At 40.0% G+C, this 12,290-nt stretch carries 16 protein-coding genes; 14 read left to right on the forward strand and 2 right to left on the reverse strand.

The window, feature by feature from the left end:
- Positions 1-69: 69 nt before the first annotated feature.
- Positions 70-1,395, reverse strand: coding sequence for a purine-cytosine permease family protein (locus ABVF21_RS13520; RefSeq protein WP_303532191.1), 1,326 nt, complete (start codon positions 1,393-1,395; stop codon positions 70-72).
- A 127-nt stretch (positions 1,396-1,522) separates the two neighbouring features.
- Between ABVF21_RS13520 and ABVF21_RS13525 the strand changes: the two genes are divergently transcribed.
- The 13 genes from ABVF21_RS13525 to ABVF21_RS13585 all read left to right on the forward strand — a co-directional run bounded on the left by ABVF21_RS13525 (position 1,523) and on the right by ABVF21_RS13585 (position 10,880).
- Positions 1,523-1,897 carry a hypothetical protein gene (locus ABVF21_RS13525; RefSeq protein WP_303532189.1) on the forward strand — a complete coding sequence of 125 codons (375 nt, stop codon included), beginning with the start codon at positions 1,523-1,525 and terminating at the stop codon, positions 1,895-1,897.
- A gap of 56 nt (positions 1,898-1,953) precedes the next feature.
- On the forward strand, positions 1,954-2,325 hold the full coding sequence (locus ABVF21_RS13530; protein ID WP_371018354.1) for a fluoride efflux transporter FluC: 372 nt from the start codon (positions 1,954-1,956) through the stop codon (positions 2,323-2,325).
- On the forward strand, positions 2,325-2,663 hold the full coding sequence (locus ABVF21_RS13535) for a fluoride efflux transporter FluC (RefSeq protein ID WP_371018355.1): 339 nt from the start codon (positions 2,325-2,327) through the stop codon (positions 2,661-2,663). The genes ABVF21_RS13530 and ABVF21_RS13535 overlap by 1 nt, the downstream gene beginning before the upstream one ends.
- Positions 2,664-2,798: 135 nt before the next feature.
- The gene (ald, locus tag ABVF21_RS13540; protein WP_303532185.1) at positions 2,799-3,917 is read left to right on the forward strand and encodes an alanine dehydrogenase; all 1,119 of its coding nucleotides are present in this window, start codon (positions 2,799-2,801) and stop codon (positions 3,915-3,917) included.
- 132 nt (positions 3,918-4,049) lie between these two features.
- Positions 4,050-4,517 (forward strand): DUF3939 domain-containing protein, encoded by a 468-nt coding sequence (locus tag ABVF21_RS13545; RefSeq protein ID WP_303532183.1) that lies wholly within the window; start codon positions 4,050-4,052, stop codon positions 4,515-4,517.
- Positions 4,518-4,570: 53 nt separating this feature from the next.
- Complete coding sequence (locus ABVF21_RS13550; RefSeq protein WP_303532181.1) at positions 4,571-5,077, forward strand: DUF4178 domain-containing protein; 507 nt, start codon at positions 4,571-4,573, stop codon at positions 5,075-5,077.
- 14 nt (positions 5,078-5,091) lie between these two features.
- The gene (locus tag ABVF21_RS13555) at positions 5,092-5,763 is read left to right on the forward strand and encodes a PspA/IM30 family protein (RefSeq protein WP_371018356.1); all 672 of its coding nucleotides are present in this window, start codon (positions 5,092-5,094) and stop codon (positions 5,761-5,763) included.
- Between the two features lie 27 nt (positions 5,764-5,790).
- A complete protein-coding gene (locus ABVF21_RS13560; RefSeq protein ID WP_303532177.1) occupies positions 5,791-6,351 on the forward strand; it encodes a DUF4247 domain-containing protein in 561 nt (186 codons plus the stop codon).
- An 18-nt stretch (positions 6,352-6,369) separates the two neighbouring features.
- The gene (locus ABVF21_RS13565) at positions 6,370-6,765 is read left to right on the forward strand and encodes a DUF350 domain-containing protein (protein WP_303532176.1); all 396 of its coding nucleotides are present in this window, start codon (positions 6,370-6,372) and stop codon (positions 6,763-6,765) included.
- Between the two features lie 29 nt (positions 6,766-6,794).
- Entirely contained in the window at positions 6,795-8,339 is a 1,545-nt protein-coding gene (locus ABVF21_RS13570; protein ID WP_371018357.1) for a polyamine aminopropyltransferase, read from the forward strand.
- A 99-nt stretch (positions 8,340-8,438) separates the two neighbouring features.
- Positions 8,439-9,119, forward strand: coding sequence for a metal-dependent hydrolase (locus ABVF21_RS13575; RefSeq protein WP_194219288.1), 681 nt, complete (start codon positions 8,439-8,441; stop codon positions 9,117-9,119).
- Between the two features lie 106 nt (positions 9,120-9,225).
- The gene (locus tag ABVF21_RS13580) at positions 9,226-9,462 is read left to right on the forward strand and encodes a hypothetical protein (RefSeq protein WP_303532171.1); all 237 of its coding nucleotides are present in this window, start codon (positions 9,226-9,228) and stop codon (positions 9,460-9,462) included.
- A gap of 107 nt (positions 9,463-9,569) precedes the next feature.
- Positions 9,570-10,880 carry a DRTGG domain-containing protein gene (locus ABVF21_RS13585; RefSeq protein WP_303532169.1) on the forward strand — a complete coding sequence of 437 codons (1,311 nt, stop codon included), beginning with the start codon at positions 9,570-9,572 and terminating at the stop codon, positions 10,878-10,880.
- A gap of 54 nt (positions 10,881-10,934) precedes the next feature.
- Here ABVF21_RS13585 and ABVF21_RS13590 read toward each other — a convergent pair whose 3' ends face one another.
- Positions 10,935-11,240, reverse strand: coding sequence for a YtpI family protein (locus ABVF21_RS13590; protein WP_303532168.1), 306 nt, complete (start codon positions 11,238-11,240; stop codon positions 10,935-10,937).
- 108 nt (positions 11,241-11,348) lie between these two features.
- Here ABVF21_RS13590 and ABVF21_RS13595 point away from each other — a divergent pair, with 108 nt between their 5' ends.
- Entirely contained in the window at positions 11,349-12,287 is a 939-nt protein-coding gene (locus ABVF21_RS13595) for a DHH family phosphoesterase (protein ID WP_371018358.1), read from the forward strand.
- Positions 12,288-12,290 lie beyond the last annotated feature (3 nt).

Below are 12,290 nucleotides of genomic sequence, written 5' to 3' on the forward strand. Positions count from 1 at the left end.
TGCTAAACGCATGAACTTTTTTATTTATGATCGTTTTGGATTGCTGTTTCTAATGGAACTTCACCATGATTAACCAACTGGGAAGTAACGAAAAGCGAGATAACATCCACCAGTTAGGAAAAATGAGAGAAAACCTGGTGAATAGGATGCAGGAAGAATAATGTAAAAGATAAGACCAATTAAAATCGCGACAAACCCAGGTCGATTCAAGAGATTGGCCTTCTCAGATAATTCCTGGAGCATCGCTGAAGTAAATCTTCCTTTTTTCACAATAATAAAATCAGTCACGATTACAGCTGATAACGGGATAACGAAGGCTCCAAGAAGTGAAATAAATGACTCGGCCTGGTTAACAAAAGTAGGGAATCCACTTAATATAACAGCGGCACAACCTAGTAATACCGCACTTTTTACTCGACCAAGAGAAGGGAAAGTATTAAGCAGACTATATCCTCCTGTATAAGCATTGCTAATGTTAATCATAATCATCGAGCAAAGGGCTGAAGCAAAAATGAGGATCAATAGGAGTGGTGACTGTGTTTGTTGACTCGTGATTAAAAATGGGTTCCACGTGTTAGCTACTGAAGCGGTGTAGGCTCCGAGTAGTGCTGTTAATGTGAAACCAATCGTATTTCCTGAGAAGATTCCCCAGAATGCATGCTGAGTGGATTTTGCGTACCTTGCCATGTCTGAAGAACTACTAACACCTGATACATACTGCACAAAAGCGAGGCTGGCAAAGAAAAAGAAAGAGCCTAGTTCAGGGCCGTGTTTAACTGATAGAACGTTTGAGTAACTGTTCCCGTTAATAGGAGTCTGAGAATACACAAAAAACATGGCAACTCCTCCGGCAAATAGAAGAGGGAGAAAGTACCTTGTGGCTTTTTTGACGGCATTGAATCCTATTAATGCAAGTAAAGCCATTACTGAAGCGAGAAATAGAGATGTTGGTAGAAAAAGAAGGTCGATTGAAAAAGCACGTTTCATCAGCTCTACAACCATATAAGTACCTCCAATGGTTTGGACAGCAAACCAATAGAGCGACGTGATGGTTCTTACGGGAGAGGCGAAGTATTGAGCTCCTTTCAGACCAACAAAAGCTCTTACTGCATATTGTGAAGGGATACCTCGACGCGCCCCTGGAAAAGAAAGGTAAGACACGAAAAGGAATGCAAGACTTGCTCCAAATACAGTGGCGAGAACTGCCCATACAAAACTAAGGCCGCCTTCGAGGACGGCGAGAGCTGGGACGAGAAAGTTACCGGCATTGACAGAAACGGTCATTTGAATCATGGCATACTCATACCATCTTGTTGTGCGTAATTTTTCTGGGACTGATTCAAGCCCATAACGCTCAATTTGAATAGTGGAAGAGGTTTTGCTTAGACTGCTCATATGATCTCCTTTAAAGTTACGGACTTATCTTTATTTTAGTTCGCAAAAAAGAATGAAGCAATCCTGATTGCTCGGTTAGGAATAATATATGCTGTTTACACTCAGCATAAGGGTGAGGTGATTAATAATGAAAAAGTTTGTTGTCATAACCTTTGCTATTTACTTGTGTCTTTTTACAATTCGAGCAGAGGCTTCTACATTAGAAAACAGCTTCTCGTTTAAATGTATGGTAGTAACAAATGGAGTTGAACATGAATGGGAATTTTCCAGTCCGAACGAATTTGAGGTAGAGAATGGAACAGTCGTTGAGAAAGGTGGTCGTGCAAAAGACGAAGTAGAGGCGTTATTTCAGCATTTGGAAGTAACTGAAATCGCGCGAGTAGAAGAATTAGTAAAGAAAATGGACACCTTTGGTTATAAAAATGCAGAGCGATTTGAGTTGAAATGGATGGATGCAAGTGGAAGATTATATACTTGGGTCTGGAACCAAAACGATCGGTAGACTTTGAATAGCGGTTTCGTTAAGATGAGGAAAGACGTGAAAGGAGCCGCATTCAAGTGAAGAATAGTTTTGCAGTCGTTTTAGGTGGTGCGATTGGTGCTACACTACGAGCGGTGGTGGAAACCATATTGAATGGCAGTCCCTTATCGACTTTTATAGTAAATATAGTAGGTTCCATTATCCTTGGGTTTTTCTATCAATACAATCATTCAAACAATCGCTTTTCAGAGCCAGCAAAAAAAATGATTGTAACTGGCATGATAGGATCATTTACGACTTTTTCAACCTACTCCCTTGATCTTTTGGTCTACATAAAAGATGGTCAGTTTATTAAGATGGGCCTATATGGGGGCGGCACTATTGTAAGTGGAATTCTAAGTGTCTTCCTTGGAGTCTTATTAGCTAAAAGAACGAGGAAGGTGACGTAATGGAGTGGTTAATGATTGCGATCGGTGGAGGTATAGGGGCATGGCTTCGATATATAACGGCATTAATGGTTAATCGATGGAACACTTCTCGATTCCCGCTAGCCACTCTACTTGTTAACCTCATAGGGAGTTTCATACTAGGGATGGCTTTCGGAGCAGGCGATTGGGGTGCTGGGATATCGACTGGATTTCTTGGAGCACTAACGACTTTTTCTACCTTTATGTACGAGGCTTTTGAACTAGGCTCAATAAAGCTTTGGCTTTCTGTCACATATATATCAATTAGCTTAATTGGCGGGTTGTTAATGGTGGCAGCGGGGTATATGATGGTGATGTAAAAATACTCCGACAACTAATGCGATCTATTTATGAAATAGATTCACCCCTTAAGTCATTCCCACATTTAATGGTATTAAATGTTATACAATAGAGATAACAGTATATGGCTGGTTAGAGATAAAGGAGGAGTATCAATGCATATTGGAGTGCCTGTTGAGGTTAAAAACAATGAGAACCGTGTAGCAATGACCCCTGCTGGAGTACTGACCTTAACGCGATTAGGTCATGAGGTTTATATCGAAAAAGGAGCGGGCGTTGGATCTGGTTTTGGGGATGATCAGTACCTTGAAGCTGGAGCCCATCTAGTAGAGACGGCCGCTGAAGCGTGGTCGAAGGAAATGGTCATGAAAGTAAAGGAACCACTTCGAGAGGAGTATGTCTACTTTCGTGAGGGTTTGATTTTATTTACATATCTTCATCTTGCTGCAGAATCTGAATTAACCAGGGCTCTTGTAGACAAAAAAGTGATCGGAATTGCCTATGAAACCGTTCAGTTACCAAATGGCTCGCTACCTCTTTTGACACCCATGAGTGAAGTTGCTGGTCGGATGGCGGCTCAAATAGGGGCTCAATTCCTTGAGAAACCTAAAGGAGGACTCGGTATTCTACTGGGCGGTGTCCCTGGGGTTAAAAGAGGTAAAGTAACGGTTATTGGTGGAGGAGTCGTCGGAACGAACGCTGCGAAAATTGCGATGGGGCTTGGTGCCGATGTGACAATTATGGATTTAAGTCCAGAACGAATGCGTCAGCTTGATGACATTTTTGGTACTGAGATTAATACGATGATGTCTAATCCACTTAACATAACAGAAGCCGTGAAAGAATCAGATTTAGTGATTGGTGCAGTGCTTATTCCAGGGGCAAAAGCACCGAAGCTTGTAACAGAAGAGATGATCAAAGAAATGAAGGCGGGCTCTGTTATTGTTGATGTAGCAATTGATCAGGGAGGTATTTTCGAAACGACCGATCGTATCACAACTCATGACAACCCGACATACACAAAATATGATGTTGTTCACTATGCGGTAGCGAATATGCCTGGAGCTGTGCCGCGTACATCAACCATTGCCTTAACGAATGTGACTGTACCTTATGCCGCTCAACTTGCGAATAAAGGTTATAAAAGAGCCTGTCTAGAAAATGAACCATTGCTAAGAGGAATTAATACGATGGACGGATTTGTAACGTACGAAGCAGTAGCTGAAGCCCATCAGCTCACATATAAAAATGCTCGCTCACTCCTTGAAAAATAGAAGTAGAAATAAAGCAGCTAACCGTTAGCTGCTTTATTTTTTTATCGTATTAAAAAGCTTAGAAATTTTCATCAGTGTTGAAGGGTTTTTATATAGTTATACGAATCATAAGAGAGGGAGGTGAATCATCAAATGGCTTTTTGGAGTAAAAAAAGCATTAAAAACAATCCGCAACATTCAATCGGGATAATAGATGCAAACCTTCATGAGATACGACAGGCTGTCGGAGCATTTGCTGAAAAGAAAAGAGATGGGATCTCGTTGAAAGTATTGGTAAAAGAAAATAATGAACTTGATTCTTCTCTCCTCGCTCCCCATCTTGGAGGCATTCCTTCTAAATCATTTTATATGTCAAAAGAGACATTTGAACTCTTTGAAGAGGAAAACCGTCACATTCCTTTTTGGATTGATGCAGTGCAAAGAGCGGTAGATGCATACATTCGTTCTGAAAAAGCACCTCCAATTATTGAAGGAGACCCGTATAAAAAAATTAGTTTTTTTAAGCTAGAGAAAAAAGCTCTTTTAACAGAACGACCGCCACTTGATTTCTATTTTACAGAACAGGAAAGTATGGTTACACATAGAAAACGGGAAAAATAACGGGAACATTTTTCTCGATCATTCGTATGAAAGAGAGGATGGGAGGTCGCGGTATGAGTTTTTTATCAAAGTTTTTTGGAAAGAAAGAAGAGAAGAAGGTAGAAGAAAGAACGGTTTTTACGATTCAGATAGGAGATATCATCACATATGATCTTGAGGACTATGAGGTTGTGGGGACGCTAACATATCATAATAAAGGTTACGAATGGCAAGCATACCAGTTAATCTCAGGATCATCTTCGATCTGGCTTAGTGTTGAAATGGATGATGAACTAGAGCTAGGCATTTATCGAAATGTAAAAGAAAAAATCTCGAAACCAATTCCTGAAGAAATAAGCATTGATTCCGTTACTTATTATAAAGAGGAACATGGTTACGCAAAGGTGACGGGCAATGGACGAGGAAGCAAGTTAGATGGACAGGAAGTCGAGTATTATGATTTTTCCAATGAAGATGAATCAAGTTATCTATCCATTGAAGTCTGGGGTTCCGAAGTAGAAGTGAGTAAAGGTTACGCGATTGAAGATTATGAAATCAAAATTCTTGCTGGAAGCAAATGAGAGGATGAAAGCGAATGTTTAAAATGTTTAAAAGAGTAAAAACGATTATGTCTTCTGAATTAAACGCTGCACTTGATAAAGCGGAGGATCCCGTAAAAATGCTAGAGCAATTTATGAGGGATATGGAAGCGGATATAAGAGAAGCAGAAACCGCTGTTGCAAAACAAATCTCTAATGAAAAGATGTTAAAGAAAAAATGGGACGATGCTAATTCTATGGTGACTAAGCGTCAGGCGCAAGCTGAGAAAGCTCTCCACTCTGATAACGATGATCTTGCAAGAAGAGCGCTTCAGGATAAGAAAGATCATGAAGCCAAAGCGGAAACATTAAAGGTATCGTACGAAAGAGCAAAAGCTGACGCCGACTCTCTTCGCTCAAAACTAGATGAAATGAAAGAAGAGTATCGTCAAATGCAACTGAAGAAAGATAGTTTGAAAGCTCGAGCTGAGTCAGCTAAAACAAAAACAAAAATAAATCGCGCCATGTCTGATATTGGTGGTGATGATTCTAAACGAGGATTTGAGCGTATGGAAGAAAAGGTTCTTCAATATGAGGCAGAAGCTGAAACAAGTGAAGATATGCGTTCCAAAAACCGTTCGCTTGATGATGAGCTTGCGGCCCTCGATAAAAATAATGGAATCGATGATGAATTAGCTGAGCTAAAGAAAAAAATGGGGAAAGAATAACCTTTCCCCTTAAAATGGGGTGGAAGAATGAAATGGCTAATAGGATTGCTGACAGCATTCATTCTGCTCTTATCGGCATGTGGGATTACGAAGGATATTCTCGAAATTGTTGAAGACCGCTATCAGCTTGAAGATGTTGTAGCGAGTAGCGTGGATTCAAACGATACCTCAAAGGTCTATCTTGCTGAGGAAGATATTCCTTCTGTTGCCACCTATCTTAAGGAACAAATAAAGCCGAATGAAGTCAGTGAATTAAAAGAAGGTAAGCAAATTCTTGTTTATGATGACTATATCGTTACATTAGAAGAAAGTGATGAGCCATCAAACACACTAGTTGAAGTTGCGACAGTTGGCTTTGTGAGAGATAATTACCAGCCGGATTTCTTTGATGGGTTGCTGGCTTACTACATTCTTGATGAAATACTTGATGTAGACGACTGGGGCAAAAAGCAGAAGAACCGCTGTCAGAGCGCTAGCGGAAATTGCTATGGCGGTTATGGATCTACTGGAGGTTCATATAAAGGACCGACTACGATTCCGTCATTCCGAGGATCTAATCGTGGGGGCGGACCTGGAACAGGAAAATAAACAAAGGAGGATCATGACATGGGGCCATTTCTATTAACATTTTTTTATTTTATAGCGGCGATTGTCGTTGTTGTAGTTGGATTGATTGTGTTTGAATTGATCACGACAAAATATAAGGACTGGGAACAGATTGAGAACGGGAACATGGCCGTTGCACTTTCGATAGGTGGTAAGATAATCGGGATTTGTTTAATACTAGCATTCTCTATTTACCATAGTTCGGATGTTCTTGAAACAATTATCTGGGGAGCGTATGGTGTAGTGCTTCAACTAGTTGCCTATTATATTTTCGATTTTCTTACTAGACGATTTTCAGTGGAAGAGAAGCTTAGTGAAGGTGTCGTAGCTGTAGGCATTCTATCGATGTGTGTTTCAATAGGACTAGGCTTAGTAGTAGGAGCATCAATTACGTAAAAAGAAATGATCAGCTGAAGGTGGAAGTCATGAGCAAGACGTTAAGTAAAAGCAGTCAATTGTACTGGGCTTCAGGAATTGTATCCATTTGCGGTATTATTTTTGAAGTGCTGTTCGGTGCACTGGGTTCTTACATACTCGGAGACGGTGTTAAGCAATACACGTTAACTATTTCTCTCTTTCTAACAGGTATGGGTATTGGCGCATCATTGAGTGAAAAGGTAGTTAAAAACCTGATTACGAGATTCATTGCAATTGAGCTTCTTATTGGCTTAATTGGAGGATTTTCAAGTTTTGCTGTGTTTGGAATTACAGCTTTTGCGGGAGAAGAAGCAACAGCCATTGTACTCTATTCCATTATTCTCATTGTTGGTGGACTAACTGGCCTTGAATTACCCATTCTTATTCGGAAAGCGAATGAGATTGGCGTTGAAATGAACAAAAGCACGGCTAGGGTGCTCTTCTCTGACTATGCTGGGGGACTTGTAGGAGGAATGTTATTTGCTTTTTACCTTCGTCCGGAATTCGGTCTAGTAAAATCAGCCTTTCTTGTAGCTATTGTAAACATTCTCGTTGCATTTTGGATGATTTATTCATTTAGAAAAGAGATCGTCTATCAAGGAATGTATGTTGGAATAGCCTTTCTTCTGTTTGTACTAATGATTGGTGGGACTTTATTTGGAGAGGAGATGGCGTTCTCGTTTGAGCAACGCCTATACAAAGACCCCATCATTTACTCCGAGGAAACATCCTATCAAAAAATCACCTTGACGAAGGAGCAGGGAGATCTAAGACTTTATTTAGATGGACAGCTTCAGTTTAGCTCAAGTGATGAACATAGGTACCATGAAACACTTGTGCATATTCCTATGGCTGCTGTTAAAGAAGTGGAGGATGTTCTTATACTTGGCGGTGGAGATGGTCTTGCGGTTAGAGAGCTACTTAAATATGACGATCTGAAATCCATTACAGTAGTGGATCTAGATCCGGAAATGGTAAAACTAGCGAAGAATCATCATTTATTAACGGAATTAAATGAGCATTCACTTGAAGATAAACGTGTCGATATTCATAATGAAGATGCATTTCAATACATTGAAAAACAGAAAAAAATGTTTGATGTCATCATATCTGATCTCCCAGATCCAAATAATGAGTCTTTGAATAAGCTTTACACGTGGGAGTTTTACTCTTTATTGCGCAATCATTTAGATGTAGGTGGGGCGCTAATGGTGCAGGCGACTAGTCCCTTATTTGCGAGGGAAGCTTATTGGACGATTGATCGAACGATTTCAGAAACTGGACTACGAACGTCAAATTATCACGTTGAAATTCCAAGTTTCGGGAACTGGGGTTTTGTTATGGCAACAAGGAATCCTGTAGCTCAAGAGGACTTGGATATTTCAGTTCAAACCGATTATCTTTCAGACGAAATGATTCCATCTCTTACTGTATTTGGTAAAGATGAGGACAGTCACATGGTGAAAGATGGCGAAAAAATCAGCCTTGAACCTAATACTCTAATCCGCCCTCATTTAATTGAAAAATATGAAAACGCCTGGTTGTATTATTAGTTTAGATCGTTTATCAAAGGGAACGTAATAAGTAAAGAACTAACCTCCTAGCGTTTTAGGGAAGGTAGTGAAACCCAATTGTTAAAGGAGCGATAACAAATGAAAGTTACATTTCATGGTCATTCAGTTGTAGAAGTTGTTACGAACAAAGCAAAAATTTTAATTGATCCTTTTATTTCCGGTAATGGTCAGTGTGATTTAGATGCGGATCAAGTTACTTGCGATGTGATATTGCTAACACATGGGCACAATGATCACGTTGGTGACACAGTTGAAATTGCAAAGCGAAACGATGCATTAGTCGTAGCTCCATTCGAACTTGCTACATATCTTGGTTTCAAAGGTGTTAACACGCATCCTATGGCAATCGGTGGGGCACATGAGTTTGAGTTTGGTAATGTGAAGTTAACTCAGGCATTCCATGGTTCGAGCTACACTGAAGAAGAAAACCAGCAAATCATTTACACAGGGATGCCAGCGGGGATTCTCTTTAGCGCAGAAGGTAAGACGGTCTACCACGCGGGTGATACTGGGCTTTATTCTGATATGAAGCTATTATCTAATAAGCAAATTGATCTTGCGTTTCTACCAATTGGTGATAATTTTACTATGGGTCCTGAAGATGCAGCTATCGCTGCAAAATGGATAGGAGCTGAAATAACCGTACCAATTCACTACAATACTTTCCCGCTTATTGAACAAAATGGCGAGGCGTTTACTGAAAGCCTTGAAGGTACAAAAGGTAAGGTTCTTCAAACAGGAGAAACAATCGAATTGTAATCAAACACAAAACCGATGCTTTGCATCGGTTTTGTGTTTGATAATCGTATTAATTAAGCGGACTTGAACATACCCTTTTAGTAAAGACCGTGAGGGGGGAATCATTGTGAAACAACGATTGTTTTTATCCGTCTTATGTATTCTGTTTTTGATGTATGATGCTATGCCGCGCTTTCAAATTGACTTAACGCTAGAAGGTGCTTTTTTTAGTCTCTGGCTTTTATTTGCTATTATGGCACTTGGTGGAAATCTTTCCGGACTATTTTTTGGAAAGCAAGAGAGAAAACCTATGATAGTTAATGATTCAGTAGAAGAATTAAGAAAAAAACAATACGGTCGTTGAAGTTATAGGTCTGTGTTATGTATAATGAAGTCAATTCAAACACCACTATAACAGAAGTAGTTTAGCTACTGATACAGATGTGCATGTAGAAAGTATGGTGAAAGAAATTGACAACGAAACATGAACAGATCCTCTCTTACATTGAAACGCTAGAAGTAGGAAGTAAAATATCCGTACGTCAAATTGCTAGAGAATTAAAGGTTAGTGAGGGTACAGCATACAGAGCGATTAAGGATGCTGAAAACAAAGGAACGGTCAGCACGATTGAACGGGTTGGGACGATCCGAATCACAAAAAAAGAGAAAGAAAATATCGAAAAACTCACGTATGCTGAAGTAGTGAACGTCGTCGATGGGCAGGTGCTTGGAGGAAGAAATGGTTTACATAAAACCCTTCATAAGTTTGTTATCGGTGCGATGAAGCTAGAGGCCATGATGCGTTACGTCGATCCTGGTAGTTTGCTCATAGTCGGTAATCGCGACAACGTGCATAAAATTGCACTAGAAGCCGGGGCTGCTGTCCTTATTACAGGTGGATTTGATGCGCAGGATGATGTGAAAAAAATGGCTGATGCATATGATTTGCCGATTATATCTACCTCCTATGACTCCTTTACAGTTGCAACAATGATTAATCGTGCAATATATGATCGATTAATTAAGAAAGAAATAGCCCTAGTAAGTGACATACTAACGCCGCTTACGAAAACGAGTTTTCTTGTGACAACAGAAAGTGTAGGTCGCTGGCATGAGCTAAATGAATCAACATTGCATAGTCGCTATCCGGTTGTGGATCCAAATATGAAGGTTCAAGGCATTGTGACATCTAAAGATATTTTAGGTGAGCAGCATGAAACGTCAATAGCTAAGGTGATGACAAAACACCCGCTCACTGTTAATGAGCAAACGTCAGTCGCTTCTGCAGCTCATACAATGATCTGGGAAGGGATAGAGATGCTTCCTGTTCTCGATCATTATCAGCGACTTATCGGTATTATTAGTAGACAGGATGTACTTAAGGCTCTTCAAATGATTCAGCAGCAGCCACAGATAGGGGAAACCTTTGACGACCTTATTACGAGTCAAATCAAAGATATTTCCACTGGATCGGAAAGTCGCTATAGCTGTGAAGTAACACCTCAAATGACGAGCCTACTTGGAACGTTATCTTATGGTGTTGTAACAACCCTTGTCACTGAAGCTGGAAGTCGAGTTTTGAAGAAATACAAAAAGGGTGATTTAGTAGTAGAAAACATTACACTTTATTTCATCAAACCGGTTCAAATTGATCATACAATTGAAATTGTACCTAAAGTTCTCGAGGTATCAAGGAAATTTGGTAAAGTAGATGTTGAAATTTATCATGAAAATACGGTCGTAGGAAAGGCCCTTATGATGGCGCAATTGATTGATCGATAATAAAAAACCGCCAGAAATAAATCCGTGGCGGTTTTACAAGTAAACATAGCGCTGCTAGTTTAGTTTCATATCCTTTGCTTCTTCGATTGCAAATGGAAGATAGTGTCGATACTTTTTATAGCCAACTGTGACGTTTACAAGACCAAGTAAAATAAAGACAGCGGCAACAATCACAGTGACCGTTGATAAAGAAACGGTAAGCGTATTAATGGCAAAAAAGATAAGGAAAAGTCCTAGTGCGATGCTTGCTTTTGAATTAAGCCATTGAGTTGTTGCGACACCGTTATGTCGAACAGATTTTACTCGATAAAACAAATAGAAAACGATTGAAAAGACAATTAATATGACAAAGATAGGCATGACTGTTTTCCTCCATAATTCAAGGTTCTTTTCTATTGTATAGAATTTAGTACTGAAAATCTATGACATATACGTAACAATTGGGAAGCGGTCGAAAGGAGAAAGATGATGAAGGAACAAATATTAGATGCTATCGAACAATATGAGACCATTATCATTCACCGTCATGTGCGCCCAGATCCTGATGCACTTGGCTCACAGGGAGGACTTGCCGAGCTTATACAAGCTTCTTTTCCAAAGAAGCGTGTGTTTACGGTTGGTGAAGAAGAACCATCACTTACATTCCTGAACCGAATGGATGAGGTTCAGGATGAAACATATCATAACGCACTTGTCATTGTTTGTGATACGGCGAATCAGCCTAGGGTTAGTGATAACCGATACCGTAATGGCAAGCTCTTAATTAAAATTGATCATCATCCAAATGAAGACCCTTATGGTGATCTTCTCTGGGTGGACACTTCTTCAAGCTCTGTTAGTGAAATGATTGTAGATTTGTACCTTACCGCTAAGGAACGAGGGTACAAGCTTTCTGAAAAAGGAGCTTTTCTTCTTTATGCAGGTATAGTAGGTGATACCGGACGTTTTATGTTTTCTAATACGACTCAGCGTACCTTTATGTATGCAGGTGAGCTTTTGAAGTTTGGTGTAGACACAGGCTCTCTATATAAGGAACTCTACAAAACGGAACAGCATATCGCTCGCTTAAACGGATATGTCTTACAGCATTTTGAAACATCAGAAACTGGTGCTGGATGGATGAAAATCACAAAAGAAACAGTTGCTTCATATGGCGTAACGGCTAGTGAGGCATCACAGCTAGTGAATACTTTCTCTAATGTAGCGGGTTTGAAGGCGTGGGTTTTCTTCATTGAGGAACCAGATCAAATTCGTGTTCGTCTTCGTTCTAAAGGGCCTGTTGTGAATACAATCGCTGCTCAATTTAATGGTGGCGGACATCCAATGGCTGCGGGGGCAACTGTTTATTCGTGGGCAGAGGCTGATGACGTTCTTGCGGAGTTAGACAAAGTGTGCGAAGAAGTATAATAA

The organism is Pseudalkalibacillus sp. JSM 102089 (assembly GCF_041366475.1).
Classification (GTDB): Bacteria; Bacillota; Bacilli; order Bacillales; family Guptibacillaceae; genus Guptibacillus; species Guptibacillus hwajinpoensis_B.